Origin of the sequence: Nevskia ramosa DSM 11499 (assembly GCF_000420645.1) — a bacterium.
In the GTDB taxonomy this organism is placed as follows: Bacteria; Pseudomonadota; Gammaproteobacteria; order Nevskiales; family Nevskiaceae; genus Nevskia; species Nevskia ramosa.
Window position 1 is genome coordinate 57600 of record NZ_ATVI01000011.1, and the last position, 17232, is coordinate 74831.

The 17232-nt window shown below is 64.3% G+C and carries 18 protein-coding genes; 3 read left to right on the forward strand and 15 right to left on the reverse strand.

Annotation, left to right across the window (positions count from 1 at the left end; translation table 11 throughout):
• The 14 genes from G513_RS25170 to G513_RS0118140 form a co-directional block, all read right to left on the reverse strand.
• On the reverse strand, positions 1-1023 hold the full coding sequence (locus tag G513_RS25170; RefSeq protein ID WP_022978275.1) for a LysR family transcriptional regulator: 1023 nt from the start codon (positions 1021-1023) through the stop codon (positions 1-3).
• Positions 1024-1105: 82 nt separating this feature from the next.
• Positions 1106-1420 carry a non-heme iron oxygenase ferredoxin subunit gene (locus G513_RS0118085; protein ID WP_028475724.1) on the reverse strand — a complete coding sequence of 105 codons (315 nt, stop codon included), beginning with the start codon at positions 1418-1420 and terminating at the stop codon, positions 1106-1108.
• Positions 1421-1454: 34 nt separating this feature from the next.
• Positions 1455-2270: a 3-(cis-5,6-dihydroxycyclohexa-1,3-dien-1-yl)propanoate dehydrogenase gene (gene hcaB, locus G513_RS0118090; protein WP_022978277.1), complete on the reverse strand. Its 816-nt coding sequence runs from the start codon at positions 2268-2270 to the stop codon at positions 1455-1457.
• Positions 2271-2281: 11 nt separating this feature from the next.
• Complete coding sequence (locus G513_RS23960; protein WP_022978278.1) at positions 2282-2878, reverse strand: aromatic-ring-hydroxylating dioxygenase subunit beta; 597 nt, start codon at positions 2876-2878, stop codon at positions 2282-2284.
• A gap of 13 nt (positions 2879-2891) precedes the next feature.
• Positions 2892-4250, reverse strand: a complete 1359-nt coding sequence (locus G513_RS0118100; protein ID WP_022978279.1) for an aromatic ring-hydroxylating oxygenase subunit alpha — start codon at positions 4248-4250, stop codon at positions 2892-2894.
• Positions 4247-4873: a 2-hydroxychromene-2-carboxylate isomerase gene (locus G513_RS0118105; RefSeq protein WP_022978280.1), complete on the reverse strand. Its 627-nt coding sequence runs from the start codon at positions 4871-4873 to the stop codon at positions 4247-4249. The genes G513_RS0118100 and G513_RS0118105 overlap by 4 nt, the downstream gene beginning before the upstream one ends.
• 2 nt (positions 4874-4875) lie before the next feature.
• Complete coding sequence (locus G513_RS0118110) at positions 4876-5706, reverse strand: DODA-type extradiol aromatic ring-opening family dioxygenase (RefSeq protein ID WP_022978281.1); 831 nt, start codon at positions 5704-5706, stop codon at positions 4876-4878.
• Between the two features lie 25 nt (positions 5707-5731).
• On the reverse strand, positions 5732-5989 hold the full coding sequence (locus G513_RS25985) for a hypothetical protein (RefSeq protein ID WP_022978282.1): 258 nt from the start codon (positions 5987-5989) through the stop codon (positions 5732-5734).
• Positions 5990-6036: 47 nt separating this feature from the next.
• Positions 6037-6972 carry a dihydrodipicolinate synthase family protein gene (locus G513_RS0118120; protein WP_084711626.1) on the reverse strand — a complete coding sequence of 312 codons (936 nt, stop codon included), beginning with the start codon at positions 6970-6972 and terminating at the stop codon, positions 6037-6039.
• 100 nt (positions 6973-7072) lie between these two features.
• A complete protein-coding gene (locus G513_RS0118125) occupies positions 7073-8524 on the reverse strand; it encodes an aldehyde dehydrogenase (protein ID WP_022978284.1) in 1452 nt (483 codons plus the stop codon).
• Between the two features lie 340 nt (positions 8525-8864).
• Complete coding sequence (locus tag G513_RS25560) at positions 8865-9368, reverse strand: DUF2199 domain-containing protein (protein ID WP_211219709.1); 504 nt, start codon at positions 9366-9368, stop codon at positions 8865-8867.
• A gap of 471 nt (positions 9369-9839) precedes the next feature.
• On the reverse strand, positions 9840-10106 hold the full coding sequence (locus tag G513_RS0118130; protein WP_022978285.1) for a cupin domain-containing protein: 267 nt from the start codon (positions 10104-10106) through the stop codon (positions 9840-9842).
• 107 nt (positions 10107-10213) lie between these two features.
• The gene (locus tag G513_RS0118135) at positions 10214-11983 is read right to left on the reverse strand and encodes an acyclic terpene utilization AtuA family protein (RefSeq protein ID WP_022978286.1); all 1770 of its coding nucleotides are present in this window, start codon (positions 11981-11983) and stop codon (positions 10214-10216) included.
• Between the two features lie 2 nt (positions 11984-11985).
• Complete coding sequence (locus G513_RS0118140) at positions 11986-12768, reverse strand: enoyl-CoA hydratase-related protein (RefSeq protein WP_022978287.1); 783 nt, start codon at positions 12766-12768, stop codon at positions 11986-11988.
• 249 nt (positions 12769-13017) lie between these two features.
• Between G513_RS0118140 and G513_RS0118145 the strand changes: the two genes are divergently transcribed.
• Positions 13018-13872 (forward strand): SDR family oxidoreductase, encoded by an 855-nt coding sequence (locus G513_RS0118145; RefSeq protein ID WP_022978288.1) that lies wholly within the window; start codon positions 13018-13020, stop codon positions 13870-13872.
• A gap of 80 nt (positions 13873-13952) precedes the next feature.
• Complete coding sequence (locus G513_RS0118150) at positions 13953-15605, forward strand: class I adenylate-forming enzyme family protein (protein ID WP_022978289.1); 1653 nt, start codon at positions 13953-13955, stop codon at positions 15603-15605.
• 44 nt (positions 15606-15649) lie between these two features.
• On the opposite strand, the gene G513_RS0118155 is transcribed toward G513_RS0118150, so the two are convergent.
• On the reverse strand, positions 15650-16405 hold the full coding sequence (locus tag G513_RS0118155) for an enoyl-CoA hydratase/isomerase family protein (RefSeq protein ID WP_022978290.1): 756 nt from the start codon (positions 16403-16405) through the stop codon (positions 15650-15652).
• Between the two features lie 125 nt (positions 16406-16530).
• Between G513_RS0118155 and G513_RS0118160 the strand changes: the two genes are divergently transcribed.
• Complete coding sequence (locus tag G513_RS0118160; RefSeq protein WP_022978291.1) at positions 16531-17004, forward strand: carbon-nitrogen hydrolase family protein; 474 nt, start codon at positions 16531-16533, stop codon at positions 17002-17004.
• Positions 17005-17232: the final 228 nt, after the last annotated feature.

Here is a 17232-nt window from a genome sequence, read left to right on the forward strand (position 1 = left end):
TCAGATCGGCACTTTCCGTTTCACCGGGATGTCGGCGCGCGTCGACGCAGACTCTGCAGCGCGAACCTCGGTGGGGTCGCTCATCAGGTCCCTGAGGATAGCTCTCAACCAGCTCAGGTCCTGATGATCGGATCGGTTCTTGTGCCAGATCATGGCGACATCCATCGGCGGGATGTAATACGGAATCTCGAAGATCTCGATGTCGAACCAGGCCTGATGATGCTCGGCAAGGCGTCTGGGCACGACCCCCAGCAGATTGGAGCCCTGGACGATTTCCGGAATCAGCGTGAAGTACGGAATGAAGTACTTGGTCTTCTGTGTCAGCCGGTGCTGCGCGAGGGCCTCTTGCTCGATGGTCTGAGTGCCGTCCGTTCGGCAATACATCACATGCGAGCAGGAAAGATACTCCTCGAGTCCGATCGTGCCCTTGGCCGATCGCCCGCCACTCTGTCGCGCCCGGATGCCGACCAGATGATCCTGCATCAGCGGCTCGAAGCAGAATTCGGGATCCAGCTGATCGATTCCGCAAGCCAGCAGGTTGGCTTGCCGGGTGGGACAGATGATGAGGTCGACGGACCCGGAACGCAGTTCCTTCCCCGACGCCCCGGGCGTGGGCAGCATCGAGACGCTCACGGAAGGTGCGAGCCGCGATAGTTTTCTCGACAGCTTGTTGGCCACCATTGCGGCGATGTAGTCCGCTGTCGCGATCCGGAACTGGTTCTCGGCCTTGTGCGGATCGAAGGCATTGCCACTGACCATCTGATCCGTGAGCCTGACGATCTGCGCCACCTCTGCAGTCAGCCGATGGGCTTTCTCGGTCAGCACCATCGTCCGGCCATCGCGGACGAGGAGCTCATCATTGAACAGGACGCGCAGTTGCCGCAGCGATCCGCTGACGGCGGATTGCGTCAGGTGCAGCCGCCGCGCGGCCTCCGACACGCTCGCGCAATGAAGGAGCTCGTAGAGGATCGGGATCAGGTTCAGATTCAGCGAGCGCAGCGTCTGCAAGGCATCTGCCGTCATCGGTCACACCGTTCTTGAGGGTCGCTCCCGTCTCGTGGGCATCCGTATCCTAGAACAGCTGATCGGCAGCCTCCCGCTCAAGTCATTCGACTTCGATGTACAGATCCTCACCGATCGCCGTGACGGGATAGGTCCTGATGGGTGTTTCGCAAGGGAAATTCAGCGCAGCGCCGGTGCGAACGCTGAAGCAGCCACCGTGCAGAGGGCACTCGATCTCATCACCGTCCAGGAAGCCGTCGGTGAGCAGGGCGAAATTGTGCGTGCACAGATTGCTGGTGCAGTAGACCTCGTCTTCCACGTTGAAAGCGGCCAGCGGCGGCAGGCCGGGGATATCGAGCCTCAGCATCTGGCCGGGTCTCACTTCACCTTTTCCACACAAGCGGACGCGTCTGCTCATCGGAGGAACTCCAGGACTCGGCAGAGGAAGGACGTCAAAGCCCTTCTCCGCCGCGGATATTGACGATTCCGCGCACGCCAAGGCCGCCGTCCGTGTGAATGATGGCGCCGGTGATCGGGCCTGCATCGGCAGCGGAGGCCAGCAGCACATACGGCCCGCAATAGTCGGCAGGCACAGGGGCGATCTGCAGCGGCGTGATGTCGCGCAGCATCTGGTCGAGGCCTTCGATGCCGGCCAGTGATTGCGCTGCCGTGCCGGTCGATTGCAGGCCGCTCAGATTGGTTTTCATGCCACCCGGCGCAACCCCGTTGACCCGCACCTTGGGTGCCAGTTCGTGCGCGAGCTGCTTCACCACGCCGACCAGGGCGTGCTTGGACGCGGTGTAGATCGGACCGCCGCCACCGGGATAGAAGGCCGCGTTGGAGAGCGTGAAGATGATGCTGCCGCGACTCTTCACGAGCTCGGGGAGCGCAGCACGGGCACCGAGCACGCCGCCCTTGACGTTGACCGCGAACAGTTCGTCGAAGGCCTCGTCCAGCCGCTCGCCCTCGTACTGGGCCAGGGGCTGGAAGAAGTCGAAGATGCCCGCGTTGGCGATGAACGTATCCAGGCGTCCGAAGCGGGCCACGGTTCGCTCGACCGCACGAGCGTTGTCCGCATAGACCGAGACATCACCGACGATCACTTCAACCGCCTGGCTGAAGTCGGCGCGCAGGGCCTCGGCTCGCGATTCGCTGGATTCGAGAACCGCGACGCTTGCGCCTTCCCGCAGAAAGCGCTCGACCAGCGCACGGCCCAGGCCGGAACCGCCACCGGTGATCAGGACCACGGCATCCTTCGATCCGTTCATCGTTCGCGCCTTCAGAGGAACAACAACAGGTTGCGACCCGCGATCGACCGCTCGTCGAAATCGATGCGCCGCTGTACCAGGCGCAAGCCACCCGCAGGGCCTCGGCGCACGAGGTCTTCGCGGCAGCAGATGAACTGGTCCACTTCGTAGGCGCGGCGGCTGCGCTGCGCGAGCACGTTGGAGCGCACCACGCGTTCGCCATCTGTTCCGGTGAGAAAAACCTCGACGTTGCTCACCAGCCGGCGATAGCGTTCCGGCGGATCGGTACGCCACTGCATGCCGGAATTGAACTGGTCGACTCTTGCCTTCAGGAACGTGAGGTCGTCGTTGAACAGGAACATCTCGGTCGGCGCGTCGTAGCGACGTTCCTTGCGATAGCGCAGTTCCCGGCTGATCACGACATAGCGGATGCCTGGATCCAGAACCTGTTCCATCCATTCGGAGAACTGCTCGGTATCGAGCAGGCGCGCCTCGAGATGCAGCAGGCGCTCTACTTCACGGCAGCTCGAATCATCGACACAGCGTTCGAGCCGGTTGAAATCGAAAGGCGCTGGAACGTTGCGCGCGGTGGGCGCAGGTAGCGTCGATGCAGCGATGTGCTTGCCCATGTGGTGGCCCTCCTCAGGCGACGGTGGCTTCGGCAGGCAGCCCGGAGCCGGCCTTGGTCAGTTCCTGCTTCCAGGTGCTGTCGCCGGGATCCATGTCGGCCCAGGTCGCGGCATTCATCGTCTCCTGGTAGAAGCGGAAATAGCCGCGGTAAGACGTCTCGCCGATCGCCGATTCGCCGACCACGCCCGGCAGCTCCGGATCCTCGCGGTCACCACCGATGCCCATCTGGGCGTTCATGAAGCCCTGCCGGGTCATGTAGCCGCGCGACAGTTGCGACTCGGATTCCATGTTGTCGTTGTCATCGGCCTCCCAGTAGCCTGCGACTCCAAAGGTGCGGTGCATGGAGTCTGCGATGCGTTGCTTGAGATCCTGCGGCATGTCCTTTTCGACGATCGCCCAGGTGAAGCATTCGGTGCGATCGGGGCCGTGCGGTTGCCAGACCTTGAACAGATTGGAGCCCCAGAGATAGGTGTTGTTCGGAAACACCGAGCCGTTGATGTGAGAGCCGTAGTAGCGGGCTCGCAAGGCACCGTAGGCTTTCTCGATCGCGGGCCGCTTCTTCGCCTGCCAGGCGACGATGTCCTGCGCCAGCGGCATGTCGTGCGAGCCGGGGTTGGTGTCGTAGAGAACGCCGAGTCCGTGGCCATAGCGCGTGGTCACCTGGACACCGGCGCCTTCGGGCGGCAGACCCGCGTTGCCGGACATCGGGGCCAGGAAGCCGCCACCGGCCTTGAGGGCCGCCGCATGCGTCCATCCCACATGGTAGGCATCGCCGACGAAATTCTCGCTCGGCGCTTTCCAGTTGCAATGCACCATCGAACGACTCGGCGGGCCGATCAGTTCGACGCCGCCGTTGGCCTCCATCCAGATGTCCAGATACCAGCGCGACTCGCCGAGATAATCGGTCAGGCTCGGCGCGGCGGCGTCGAAACAGCCATAGACGAAGCCGTGATACGAGGACACGCCTGCGACCTCGCGCAGTCCGTGCGCCGACTTGTCGAGCCTGCCCTTGTACAGCTCCTTCTCGAACGGGACCGAGTTCAGTGCGCCGTCGGCGCCATAGGACCAGCCGTGATAGTTGCAGACGAAGCTGCGGGCATTGCCGGCCTCGACCGGGCAGACCCGCGCGCCGCGGTGGCGACAGGCGTTCAGGAACGCCTTGATGCTGCGGTCCTTCTGACGCACCACGATCACTTCATCCTGGCCCATGCGCGCAGTGACGAAGTCACCGGGATTGGGGATGGCGCTCTCGTGGGTGAGGAACAGCCAGCAGCGGGCAAAGATGCGCTCCATCTCGGTCTCGAACACGTCGCGGTCGTGATAGATGCGTGCGCTTTGCAAACCACGTTGAACGTCGATCAGCGGTTTCATCGTTCTCCTCCATCTTGCCTGGTTGCCGCCAGGTGTTCCTCAAGGAACCCCAGCCGGTCATTGCCCCACCACATCTCCTCGCCGATCATCATCGTCGGCGCGCCGAAGACTCCGCGTGCCTGCGAGTCGCGGTTATCGAGTGCATAGCGTTCGCGCGCTTCCGGCGACGCTGTGAATTGAAGAAACTCGGCAGCGTCCCAGCCCATCGACTGCGCAACCTCGGAGATCAGCCCCTCGCTGCCCATGTCACCGCCCTGGCCCCAGGTCGGCAACCAGGCGGCGCGCAGGTAGTCCTCCGCGCGTCCGCGATCCGCGGCGAAGTACAGACCCAGATTGAGCCGCTCGGAATTCAGGGTCTTCGGAAATGCGAGCGGAACACCGTAGCGGCGCGCCCAGCGCTGCATGTCGGCCACCAGATAACGCAGCTTCACCGGAATGCTCACGTTCGGCGGTGCGGTGTTGCCAGCGGCCCGCTTGGCCGCCGGCAGATCGATGGCGTGGTAGGCGATCCGGAAATCGTATCGGCTCGCCAATGCCGGCAGCTGCGTGTGCGCGAGATACGCAAACGGGCTCATGAAGTCGAAGTAGAAATCGATGACATCCGGCAATGGCGCGCGCTCCATGGTCAGTGCGTCCGCTTGAGTTCCATGAAGCCGAGCCCGCTGACCCACTCAGGGACCGCCTCGTAGGCGATCGTCTCGCCCCGGACATCTCGCATCGCACCGATGGCGCAGAGAAAATTCTTGATCTCGAGGCCTCCGTTGCCACCGTCGCGGAGAATGTCCTCGTCGCTGAGGGCAAGAAGCGCGTCGACATCGCCGCTTTCGACGAGCCCCATCACCATCCGGTCCCAGTCTTCGTTGATCCTTCCCATCTGCGCCGTCCCCGGCCAGTGGCTGATGCCGCCGGTGCCATAGATCGCGACCCGTTCGCTGCCCGGCCATGCCGCTACCGCGTCGCCGATGAGACGGCCGATGTCGTACGCGCGGCGACTGGGAATGACCGGGTCCATGCCGGAGTTGATGTAGACCGGAATGGTCCTGAGGCCTTCGACCGGCCGTACCGCGTAATGGACGGGAATCATGATCGAGTGATCAGCCAGCAGCGTCTTCGACACGCTCCAGTCGACGCCGCCCTTGAGTCCGAAGTCCAGGATGTGCCGCGCCAGCGCCTCGTTGTTTTCGACCCTGGCTCTCGGCATGCCGAGCCAGGTCTCCTTGGGGCCGACGATGTCGCCGACCGCGATCATCGCGGTGGGCATGCAGGACGGTCCGTTGACGGTCGCGTGGTCGTCGCCGATCACGATCACGGTATCGACCTCGGCGGCACGAATTCTCCGGGTGATCTCCTCGAACGCACCGAGGCAGGCGTCCCGTTTCGACGGCGGCGCGGCCATCGTGATCGCACTGATCAGGGGATCGTGCGGCATCAGGAATCCACAGACGAGTTCAGCCATGACTACTCCTTGATCGTGGAAGTTTCTAAACGCTTGCCGGGGGTGGCGTGTTCATCCGCCGCATGTATTCGCCCACCTGGTCGAAGCCGCTCAGGGCGATCCAGCTGGTGAAGAGCAGCATCTGGTCCGCGCCCAGGTCCGCCATCGCCCGAACATCGAGCGCCTTCACCAGCTCAAGCTCCCGGGGCGTCAGCGGATAGTCCTTCAGCAGCTGGTCCGGATCGCTGTGAAAGCGTTCGACGCGCGCCGGATCGTGGTGCATGTCCCACAAGGCGCTTTCCATTGCGTGAGTGCTCATCGGGTTCGCGCTCCTTCGAAGTTCGGAATGGCTCAGGACTGCTTGCTGTACTTCACATGAAGGTCTGCCCAAGCCTGTCCCGAAACCACGGCGCCTTCCAGATAGGCGGGCGGCATCAGATGGTAGGGAGGACGGCAAGGACCGGCGCGCAGCCATCCCGCGTGATTCATACGCGCCTTTTCGATGCCGATGTTGTACTTCGAGAACTCGGAGAAATCCCCACGCGGAAAGAGCGTCGAATCGGCGCGACGCATGTCGTCGGAAATCCGCTTGGCCAGCGACCAGTCGCCGGAGCGCTTCGCGGCCGACACGGCATCGCGCAGCGCGAGCGGCGTTGCCGGCCCGCACATGGCGCCGCTCGACCAGAACGCGGTCATCCGCTCCGGCGCGATCCGCGCGGCGGCGTAGTAGTCGTCTTCGTGCGGCAGGAAGCGGATCGATGGCGCGAGCGCCAGATCCAGATCGAGCATGCCGATGCCGAGATATTTCGCCGTCACCACCTGCGGGATCTGACACACCTGGGCCCAGAAAGGACGCGGGAAGTCGAACTTGAATGCCTCGGGATTGGCGTACACCGCGATCGCGACGTCAGGGCAGGCTTCGGCGACGTCCTTGTAGAACTGCACGGCGCCGGGTGTCTCCATGCGGCACCACATGGGCACGCCGAGCATGGTTCCCGAGACGCCGATGTCGGCAGCCACCCGGGTCTGCCGGACGACCTCGCGGGTGTTCAGCGCCGTGGTGCCGCAGAAGTAAGGCACACGGCCTCTGGCGACCTCGACGATGGTCGCGATGAAGGCACGCTTCTCCTCCCAGGTCAGCGTGGCGCATTCGCCGAAGGTGCCGTTGCTGAGAATGCCGTTGACGCCGGCCTGAATCAGGTTCTCGACGATACGCGCGGTCTCGTCGAGATCGACCGTGCTCTGGACGCGCCAGTCATGGGCATCGGATGTGGCGGGGGTTGGCATGATCACCCATGCGCCCTGGATGTCGTCGGCCTGGATTCGGGTTTTCAAGTGGATTCGTCCGAGGAAAGGGAACTGCTGCGGGACCTGCGGTGCGCGTGATCTAGAACGGATACGGCTGGTTCGAGGGTTCGATCGTCAGCCACTTCAACTCGGTGAACTCGTCGATCACCGCCCGCCCGTCGAAGCGGCCGTAGCCGCTGTCCTTCACGCCGCCGAACGGCGCCTGCGCCTCGTTCTGCACGGTGGCGCCATTGATGTGGCAACTGCCGCTTTGCAGTTGCATCGCCACGGCGATGGCGCCGGACAGGTCGCGGCTGAACACCGACGCCGCCAGGCCATAGGCCGTGTCGTTGGCGATCCGGACCGCGTCGGCGGTATCGCCTGCCCGAATCATCACGGTGATCGGGCCGAAGGTCTCGGCATCGTAGATCGCCATTTCGGAGGTCACGTGATCGAGCACGGTCGCCGGCATCGTCGCGCCCTCGGCGCGCCCGCCCACAAGCAGCGTGGCGCCTTTGCCAAGGGCGTCTTCGATCAGCGCGTTGATGCGCGCGCCGCTCTCGCGGAAGGCCATCGGGCCGATGACGCAGGATGGGTTCTCGGTCGGATCGCCGGCCGGCAGCGTCCGCACCTGATCGGCGATCTTGCTTGCTACCTGATCCGCCACCGAGGCATCGACGATCAGGCGTTCCGTCGACATGCAGATCTGCCCCTGGTAGAGAAACGATCCGAACACGGCGGCACGAACGGCGTCGTCGATATTGGCGTCCTTCAGGATGATCAGCGGCGACTTGCCGCCGAGTTCCAGCAGACAGCGCTTCAAGTGGGACGCAGCCTTCTGGGCAATGATTCGTCCGACCCGCGTCGAGCCGGTGAAGTTGATCCGTCGAACGGCAGGGTGGGCGATCAGCTCATCGATGACGGCGGGTGCATCGGCCGGCGCCGTGGTGAGCAGATTCAGTGCGCCTGCCGGCAGACCGGCCGCATGCAGAATCTCGACCAGCAGCGCGTGAGTCCGCGGACTGGTCTCGGAAGCTCGGAACACCACCGTGTTCCCGCACACCAGCGGATAGGCAAGCGCGCGAGCCGCCAGTACTACCGGCCCGTTCCACGGCGCGATGCTGAGAATGACGCCGACCGGCTGGCGGATGGTCATCGACAGCGTGCCGGGCTTGTCGGTGGGAATGGTCTCGCCCTGAATCTGCGTCGCCAGGCTCGCGGCTTCCCGGAACAGGCTCGCCGTCAGGCCGACGTTGAAACGCGACCAGAGTTCGGACGCACCGACCTCCAGCGCCATCGTGGTCACGAACTCGTCGACCTTCTCCTCGACCAGATCCGCCGCCCGAAGCAGGACGCGCCGACGCTCGGTGGGCCCGGTCTGAGACCACGTCGCATAGGCACGGCCGGCAGACTCGGCAGCCACTCGGGCATCAGCGATGGACGCCGCCGCCACGGTGGTGATCAGCCGATCATCCGTCGGGTGGCGTCTTGCGAAGGTCTTGCCTTCAGCCGCAGCCCGCGGCGTGTTGTCGATGAGTAGAGAAGTTTCCACGAGCGCGTCTCGGAGCAAGGGCCGGTCTGTGCTGGATCATATTCATGCCGGACTCGCACGAATAACAGTTCCTTCTGATAGCACCCATCGGCGACAGCAATACACCGCGATGTGCTCTGCAACCTGCGGCTGATCTTGCTCTACGGCATCGAAGCTACCGACACGATGATTGGCACGTTGCAGCAGCGCCTTCGCGGCCCAGAGGCATCGTCGGAATCGCTCTCTCGATCAGTGATCGCGACGCTAGGAAGCAGTTGATGATTCGCAGGTATAGCGGCAGCAGATTCATTTACTGGTTCGTAGGTAGCGCGGCTTGGAGGCTTCCAAGCGTTGATCAAGCCTAGAAGTAGTTGCTGTATTCATTCGCACGATGGGATGAGATGCCCAGGCACTGCTCGCGATGCAACGGATGTTCGCTCTCAGGAAGTAGAACGTCGGGACGACTCTTCGGCCCCGTCAGTTTGAGCACAGCGGGAAGGCCGATTGTCGAAGGAAAAGACGGAATGTCATTAGCGAGTGTTGCTGCGAAAGCAGGCTCCTGATCTTGGTCTTCGGCGTCCCATAGAACTCGAACTCGATCAAAAGCGGTGCGGTTCACTTCAACCCACACACCAATGCGGTAAGGCGCGTTCCATTCCAAAACCTGAAAAGGCATCACGCCTCGAATGAAGAAGCGATCTGGCCAAATAGCGCAAAGATCATCGGTCTCTTTAGCGCCAGATTTTCTCTGTTCCTCCGTAAGTGCAACGACGGCATCCGGCCTCTTGAACGAAAGCTCCATCGCAGAACGAGGATGCCGCTTGCCGCAGCAAGGGCATTCAACTTCCTCAGTCATCAGAGTCATTTCCGTAAACTCCAACGCCGAAGCCCAGCTGCGGATTTTCCGTAGCAAAGCGGGGCAAATTCGTCGGCTGGAGCCTGTTGTTAGATGACGAGCGAATTTTCATGGATGGTCTGGATAGGTTAAAAGACAATAGGCTGGCGGCGCGTTCAAGTCTCTAAGAAAACCGCAACCGCGCTTTATCTCCGAAACGATTAATTCACAGGAATTTTGTGAATTGCACGGAGGATGCGTGGCCGAACTGGCATCAATGCACCACGCAACCAGTTTTTTGGATTCCTCCTCCCCTACCTGCTCTACGCACGTCTTTTCCCTAGCGCTGGCGGCCAAAGTGCTGAAGGACATGACCGCACCTAGCAGTGCGTGACGAAACGTAAGTCCCTCAGACATTGCTTTCCCTTTAAGCCAAACACCAATTAGGCCTCACCGCGCGACCCAACATCAACCGAGGTAGGGAGTATTTGTGCCGGCAATCTACCGACTGCCATACAGATAGCTGCAACCCTCAACGCCCACTTCCTCGCGATGCGTTTCGCCAAGATGCATGACGAAGACATCGCCCGGGCCGCAACGCTGAATCTGGCCGCCGCCGGAAATGGTCATCGCGCCCGAGAGCACGAGCCCGCGCACTTCGAAGGGATGCGTGTGTTCCAGGTTGATTAGTCCCGGGGCGTATTCGCCAGCGGTGGCTGAGGTGAAGCCGTCGCGCTCGAGCGCGATCTGGAATTGCTGTGCGTCCATTAGGTCTCCTCCTGCGCCGGGCGTTGAGCCGTGCTTCCTATGCGATCGTGATCCCAGCTTAGATCAGCGGTGCCATCGGCAAAAGCTGAACCGGGCCACACCTCGTTTCACGCGTGCGATTCGAGCAGGGCTTCGGGAACTTCGAGGGGGAAGTCCATCAGAATCTGCGCAAACATCTTTCCCTGCGGATCGTGGCGCAGCGAGGCGATGCCACCGCCACCGAGCGCGCCTTGCATCAGGAAGTTGAAGCCCTGCAGGCCGGGCCACTCGTAGCGCTCGACGGGCCCGACGACGAAATGGGCGAACCAGTCCTTCACCGCTGCGGCGGTCAACTGCTCGCGCAGGACCGGGACGAACTCGGGCCGGCGCGCGAGCACGCCGATGTTGGCGGCGTCGCCCTTGTCGCCGGAACGGCCGTAGGCGAGGTCGATCAGGCGGACTCTCCGCACAGGGCCTGTCGGCATCGGCTCGTTCATCACGGGCGCGGCTTGCACGGGCAGATCGTTGGCGACTTCGATGGGTGGCGACGACCAGGGCTGAGCATCGATCTGGATCGGCACCGCCACCTTCGGCACGAGGCAGGACCAGAGGCGCACCAGCGGTGACGGCGTCGGGCGTCCGCCGGCGAAGCCGGTCAGGCCCTGGGCCATCGCGGTTGCCGCAGGGATGCACTCGCGGCTGAAGATTTCCAGCGCGCGCTTGTCCGCATGCTGCACGGCGATCTTGAGGATCACTTCGCGCGTGTCGCTGCGGCGCGCATGGGCGCCCCAATTGGACTCGGCGCCCAGTACCTCGATGTTGGTGCGCCGGTAGTCGCCCAGGTTCTGCGCCGCGAACATCCGCCGCGTGCGCGCCAGCACGGCGCCGCCGACCGCCTCTGCCTTCCGCACCGCATCCAGACCGCCGACCATCATCGTCGTGGCGCAGCGGAAGCCTTCCTGCGCGGTGACGGAGCACTTGTAGTACGGCGACGGTGCTCGTCCGCGCGCGCCCGATACCCGCACCCGATCCGGGCCAGCGGCTTCGACCCGCAGGTCGCGCCAGTCGCAGCTGACATCGGGCAGCAGATAAGCGGCCGGATCGCCGACCTCGTAGACGATCTGTTCGGCGACGGTCTCCGGCACCACGCGTCCGCCGGTGCCCGCCGGCTTGGTCAGCACGAAGCTGCCATCGGGCTCGCAGATGGCGATCGGGAAGCCCATGCGGTCCCAGTCCGCCACCACGGCCTCCCAGTCCGTGGCGATCCCGCCGGTGGCCTGCACGCCACACTCGATGACATGGCCGGCCAGGCTGCCGGCGGAAAGGCGGTCGTAATCGGTCGGCTTCCAGCCGAAGGCGTGGATCAGCGGGCCCAGCGCCAGGGCGCTGTCGACGCAGCGGCCGGTGATCACGATGTCGGCACCGTCGCCGAGCGCCGCAGCAATCGGGAAGGCACCGAGATAGGCGTTGAAGCTCCACGGGCTGGCCGGCAGCGGCTCGCCGCTGAACATCTCGCGCAGCTGCGCGAACTCCGCTGCGCGCGGCAGCAGGTCGTCGCCGGTGACGATGGCGATCTTCAGCACGATGCCTTGGGCGGCGAGCTTTTCCTCCAGCGCGGCCTTGCAGGCCTGCGGGTTGACGCCGCCGGCGTTGGTGACCACGCGGATGCCACGCGCCTTGAGGTCTTCGGCCAGCGCGGCCAGCACGCCGGGCAGATCGGTGGCATAGCCTGCCGCGGGGTCCTTGGCTCGGGCCCGTGCCAGCAGGGACATGGTGATCTCCGCCAGGTAGTCGAGCACCAGCACGTCGATCTCGCCGGAGCGCACCAGCTGGCGCGGACCTTCCGCGGAATCGCCCCAGAAACCGGCTCCGCAGCCGATGCGCAGACGAGGCCTCACGTTCAGCGACCGGTGTAGTGCGGCGCGCGCTTGTCGACGAACGAAGCGCGTCCTTCCTGCGCGTCCGCCGTCGACGCCATCGCCGCGAACATGGCCTGCGAGTACTCCAGCGCATCGCGCAGGCTCAGGTCGCGGATGGCGTTGAAGGTCTGCTTGCCCAGGCGCACCGCGGTCGGCGAAGCGCTGGTCACGCGGGCGAGCAGCCAGTCCAGTTTCTCGTCGAGCTGCGCACGCGGAACGATGTAGTTGACGATGCCCCAGTCCAGCGCTTCCTGGGCGGTGAACTGTTCGCCGGTGATGCAGATTTCCTGCAGGCGCCGCGCCGGGATCACCCGCAGCATGTGCGGCAGGATGGTCATCGGTGTCATGCCGATCCGGGACTCCGGCGCGCCGATGCGGATGTCGTCCGCGGCCACCGCCATGTCGCAGGCGCACAGCAGTCCGAAGCCGCCGGCCAGGGCATGGCCGTTGACACGCGCGATGATCGGCAGCGTGCAATCCTGGATGCGCTTGAACAACTCCACCATGTAGTGCTGCGGGCGCGAATAGTCGACGCCGAAGGGATTGCCGTCCGCGTTCTTCTGCAGATCGCCACCCGCGCAGAACGCCTTGTCGCCGGCACCGGTGAGCACGATGGCGCGGCAGGCGCGGTCGGCCACGGCGTTACCGATGCCCTCGCCGAGCAGCCGGATGACTTCCTCGTTGATGGCGTTGCGTCGCTCGGCGCGATTGAGGGTGATCCACTGCACGCTGTCACGGCGTTCGACGAGAACGAGGGAGGTCATCGGGGCTCCGGATAAGGCGGCCGCCGGGATGGCGCGTCCGCAGACGGGATGCATTACTCATTGGAAAACTTCTTGTTGTCAATGCTTTGGCAACGATCCAGCGCCATCGATACTGAAAAGAATGGAGCTTGATGTTCCTCGTCGTTCCTGCGAGATTTCCCTTGGTGAGTTCAACTCAATTTCGAGGACGATGGCGATGCCCGAGGGTTTCTGCAGCTGCTTCATCCTGGCCTGCACCGGGCGGCAGTCATGAGTGATGCCGACCTGCTGCTCGATGAGCTCTGGCAGCACCCGAGCGCCTTTCGGGCGGACCTGTTCGCCGGCCAGGTGGCGCTGGTCTGCGGCGGTGGCAGCGGCATCGGTCGCGCCGTGGCGCTGCTCATGGCACGCCTGGGTGCCACGGTGGTGGTCACCGGCCGCAAGCAGGACAAGCTCGACCGGGTGGTCGACTACGCCCGGGCGCAGGGCGCGAAGATGCACGGCTACGCCGCGCAGCTGCGCGAGCACGACCAGGTGCTGGCGCTGTACGAGCGCATCGAAACCGAGGTCGGCATGCCGGACGTGGTGATCAACAGCGCCGGCGGCCAGTTCCCGCAGAACGCCATCGACATCAGCCCCGGCGGCTGGAACGCGGTGATCACCAACAATCTCAACAACACCTGGTTCGTGATGCAGCGCGCGGCGCAGCGCTGGCGCGACCTGAAGCGCGGTGGTTCGATCGTCAACGTGATCGTGGTGCTGGAGCGCGGCATGCCGGGCGTGGCGCACACGCAGGCCGCACGTGCGGGCATCGTCGGCGCCATGCGCACGGTGGCGGTGGAATGGGCGCCGCTGGGCATCCGCGTCAACTGCGTGGCGCCAGGGCTCACCGCGAGCGAAGGTCTGGACGTCTATCCGGCCGAGGCAGTGGCCGAGTTTCCGCTGGCCAATCCGCTCAAGCGTCCGGGTTCGACGATGGAGATCGCCGAGTCCTGCGTGTTCCTGTCCTCGCCCAGCGCCAGCTTCATCACCGGCGAGACGCTGACCGTCGACGGCGGCGGCAAGCTATGGGGCGAACTGTGGCTGGCCGGACGTCCCGCGTGGTACCGGTCGCCGGCTTGCTAGGCACTGGCTCTTTTCCAGCGAACGCAGGTGGCCGCTACGCACTCACGCCGGTCCAAGTAAAAATCCTTGGGAGAGCATCGATGAAGCTGGATGTGGAGAACCTGTACGACCGCCGCGCGGACCACCGCTGGGAGCGCGTCTGCGTTGGCGACATCTTCGAGCGCATGACCTGGAGTCGGCCGGACAAGCTGGCGCTGGTGGCGGCGCCCTGCGCGGTGCGCGATCCGCGATTCACGCGGGTCACCTACCGGCAGGCGGACGAGGCAGCAAACGCGATCGCCCACGGTCTGCTGGCGCACGGCCTGGTGCGCGGCGCGCGCGTGGCACTGTTCTGCGACAACTCCATCGAAGCCTTCCTGACCAAGATCGCCTGCGCCAAGGCCGGCCTGGTGGCGATGCCGCTCAACACCATGATGGCCGCCGACATGCTCGAGCACTCGCTGCGGCAGGTGGGCGCGGCGGCCGCGATCATCGATGCCGAAGCCTGGCCCCGGGCGAAAGGCCCGCTGACGGCAGTCGGCCTTCCGGTTCTTGCGGCGATCGTCACCCGAGACGGCGACAGCGCCGGGCTGCCATCTCTGGCGCAGCTGATGCACGGCCAGCCGGTGACCGAGCCCGAGGTCCGCATCCACGGCGACGACATCTGGGAAATCCTGATGACTTCAGGCACCACCGCGATGCCGAAGGCGGTGATGATCTCCCACACCTGCACCTATCTCGCAGGCCTCAACCAGGCCTCGGCATATTCGCGCGGCGTGCCGTTCGAGTCCGACTACCGCATCTGCTCGTTCCTGCCGATGATCTATCACGTCGGCGACCAGATCTTTCCGATGTCGGCCCTGCTCTCTGGCGGCAGCGTGGTGCTGGGTCGCACGCCGACGCCGGCCAATCTCTGCGCCGCCATCGAACGCGAACGCCCGTCGACCTATTTCGTCGGATCGCCACAGTTCCTGGCCGACCTGGTCCGCACCGCCGAGGCCTCCGATCCGGTGCCGGATCTGAGCAGCCTGCGCATCGTGGTCTACGGCTGGGGCGCGGTTGATCCGGCCGTACGCGAGCGGCTCAGGCGGCTGAGCCCGCAGGCCAACCTCGTCGGCATCTTCGGCCAGACCGAATGCATCGCGCTGCACCGCTTTCCGGTCGAGCAGTATTCCGAGGTGTATCAGCAGACCGCGCCGGCAACCAACGTCGTCGGCCTGCCGACGCCACTGCTCGCATCGACGGTGATGGACGAAGACGGCCACTCGCTGCACGACCAGCCCGGGGTGCGCGGCGAGGTGGTGTATCGCTCGCCGGTCATCACCGCAGGCTACTTCCGCGACGAGCCGGCGACGCGCGCCGCCTTTCGTCACGGCTGGTTCCATAGCGGTGACCTGTGCGAATTCCGTGACGATGGACTGCGGGTGATGGTGGATCGCTACAAGGACGTGGTGAAGTCCGGAGGCGAGAACGTGTCCAGCCTCCGAGTGGAATCCATCGTCGCGCAGTTTCCCGGCGTCGCCCGCGTCGCCGTTGTCGGCCTGCCGGACCCGCGCTGGGGCGAGACGGTCACCGCGGTCGTCGTGCCGCGGCCGAACGAAGCGATCGATGAAACGGCGCTGATCGCGTTCTGTCGTGCACGTCTTGCCGGCTTCGAAACACCCAAGCGCGTGGTGCTGATGGACGATCTGCCGGCGACCGTCGGCGGCAAGGTGCTCAAGTACAAGCTGCGCGAAATGCTCACGCCACGCTGAGCCCTCGTTGTGTTCCGGGGCGCGCTTTGTCAGCCCGCCTGCTTCTACTTCGCCGGCTTGAACGTCTTCTCGACGTAGGCCCGAATGCCTGCGGCCGTATCGGGGCTCGCCCAGTGCGCCAGTGCCTGCTGGTCGTAGGCCGGACCCTCGGCACGAATCCGGGCGATTGATGCCGCGCGCAGCGCCTGCTTGGTCAGGGCAAAGGCTTGCAAGGGAACCGTGGCCAGCGATTCCGCCAGCGCGATGGCGCGTTCGAGCACCTGCCCGGATGCCAGCACTTCATCGGCCAGTCCCCGTTGCAAGGCGTCCTCGCCGGCAAAGGTGTCGGCGCCGTACAACACGCTCTGCAGATACCGGTGGGTGACTGCGAAACGCATGATCTCCAGAGCGCTCATGGGCAGCGGAACACCGACCTTGAGTTCGGGCACGCCCGTTCGTGCGCCTTCGGCGAGCACCCGCTGATCGGCCGCGCAGGCCAGCACGCAACCACCCGCGATGGCCGCGCCATTGATCGCTGCGACCACCGGCTTCGGGCATTCGAACACCGCGTTGAACATCTCGCTGAGTGCTGGCAGGAAGCGTTCGACATAGGCCATCCCGCCGTCGACGATGCGCAGCAGGTCCACCCCGGCCGAGAAGATGCGGCCCTGGCCGACCATGACGACCGCCCGGCATGGGTCCGACGCCAAGGCGCGGAACTGGTCGGCCAGCGCCGCACAGAACTCCACATCCATGGTGTTGGCCTTGCCATGGCTCAGGGTCAGCACCGCAATGTCGTTCTTGCGAGCGATCTCGAACACTGCGTTTCTCCTCAAGGATTTAGCGGGTCGCGAAGCAGGCGCAGCGCCCCATCGGTACTAGCAGACGTGGACTTGCTCAACGCTCAATTTCCAGCCTAAACAAAATGTAGTTACGCAATTAAGTTTTGAACCGTCGGATCAGCGAAAACAACACGTTATTCGCTCAAATTCATTTTGAAGAATTGAACTGTGCGTTTCGCCCATTTTGCGCCTCCTACCTCACATACGACGCACTGGCGACGTGCGCGGTGGTGTCGCCGGAGATGCATGCTGCGTTGTGCACGGATGATCTGCAGCGCCAGCTGCTGAAGCCCGGTGGCGGTTACGCACGGATCTATGGCCCCGATGACGGTGAACTCGACGCGGCGCTGGCGCCCGATGAAGAGCGCCAGGTTGTCGCCGACCTCGACCTCAGAATGATCTCGCTGGACAAGCAAACCGCCGACCCGGTAAACAATTACACGCGGCCCGACGTTACCCGCCTGCTACTCAACCGCAGGCCGGGTGACCGCGTGGTGTCCTGGGGTGCGGGCGAACGGGGCAGCGATGCCGAAGAAAATCTGTATCTGACCCTAATTACCCATAGTTACCTCTCATAAAGAGGGCCAGGTTGTCGCCGGCATCGACCTCGGAATGACCTCACTGGCCAAGCATACCGCCGACCCGGTGAGCCATTACGGGCAGCCCGACGTTACCCGCCTTCTGCTCAACCGGACGCCGGACGACCGCGTGGTGTCCTGGGCTGCGGGCAAGCGGAGCAGCGATGCCGAAGAGAAACTTGTATCCGACCCTAATTACCCCTAATTTCCCGCGTCGCCGATTAACTC

What these genes read in the sequence shown, in the direction of transcription:
- G513_RS25170 (WP_022978275.1), bottom strand. Translation starts at nt 1,023, where the DNA reads ATGACGGCAGATGCCTTGCAGACGCTGCGCTCGCTGAATCTGAACCTG.
- G513_RS0118085 (WP_028475724.1), bottom strand. Translation starts at nt 1,420, where the DNA reads ATGAGCAGACGCGTCCGCTTGTGTGGAAAAGGTGAAGTGAGACCCGGC.
- hcaB (WP_022978277.1), bottom strand. Translation starts at nt 2,270, where the DNA reads ATGAACGGATCGAAGGATGCCGTGGTCCTGATCACCGGTGGCGGTTCC.
- G513_RS23960 (WP_022978278.1), bottom strand. Translation starts at nt 2,878, where the DNA reads ATGGGCAAGCACATCGCTGCATCGACGCTACCTGCGCCCACCGCGCGC.
- G513_RS0118100 (WP_022978279.1), bottom strand. Translation starts at nt 4,250, where the DNA reads ATGAAACCGCTGATCGACGTTCAACGTGGTTTGCAAAGCGCACGCATC.
- G513_RS0118105 (WP_022978280.1), bottom strand. Translation starts at nt 4,873, where the DNA reads ATGGAGCGCGCGCCATTGCCGGATGTCATCGATTTCTACTTCGACTTC.
- G513_RS0118110 (WP_022978281.1), bottom strand. Translation starts at nt 5,706, where the DNA reads ATGGCTGAACTCGTCTGTGGATTCCTGATGCCGCACGATCCCCTGATC.
- G513_RS25985 (WP_022978282.1), bottom strand. Translation starts at nt 5,989, where the DNA reads ATGGAAAGCGCCTTGTGGGACATGCACCACGATCCGGCGCGCGTCGAA.
- G513_RS0118120 (WP_084711626.1), bottom strand. Translation starts at nt 6,972, where the DNA reads ATGCCAACCCCCGCCACATCCGATGCCCATGACTGGCGCGTCCAGAGC.
- G513_RS25560 (WP_211219709.1), bottom strand. Translation starts at nt 9,368, where the DNA reads ATGACTCTGATGACTGAGGAAGTTGAATGCCCTTGCTGCGGCAAGCGG.
- G513_RS0118130 (WP_022978285.1), bottom strand. Translation starts at nt 10,106, where the DNA reads ATGGACGCACAGCAATTCCAGATCGCGCTCGAGCGCGACGGCTTCACC.
- G513_RS0118140 (WP_022978287.1), bottom strand. Translation starts at nt 12,768, where the DNA reads ATGACCTCCCTCGTTCTCGTCGAACGCCGTGACAGCGTGCAGTGGATC.
- G513_RS0118145 (WP_022978288.1), top strand. Translation starts at nt 13,018, where the DNA reads ATGAGTGATGCCGACCTGCTGCTCGATGAGCTCTGGCAGCACCCGAGC.
- G513_RS0118150 (WP_022978289.1), top strand. Translation starts at nt 13,953, where the DNA reads ATGAAGCTGGATGTGGAGAACCTGTACGACCGCCGCGCGGACCACCGC.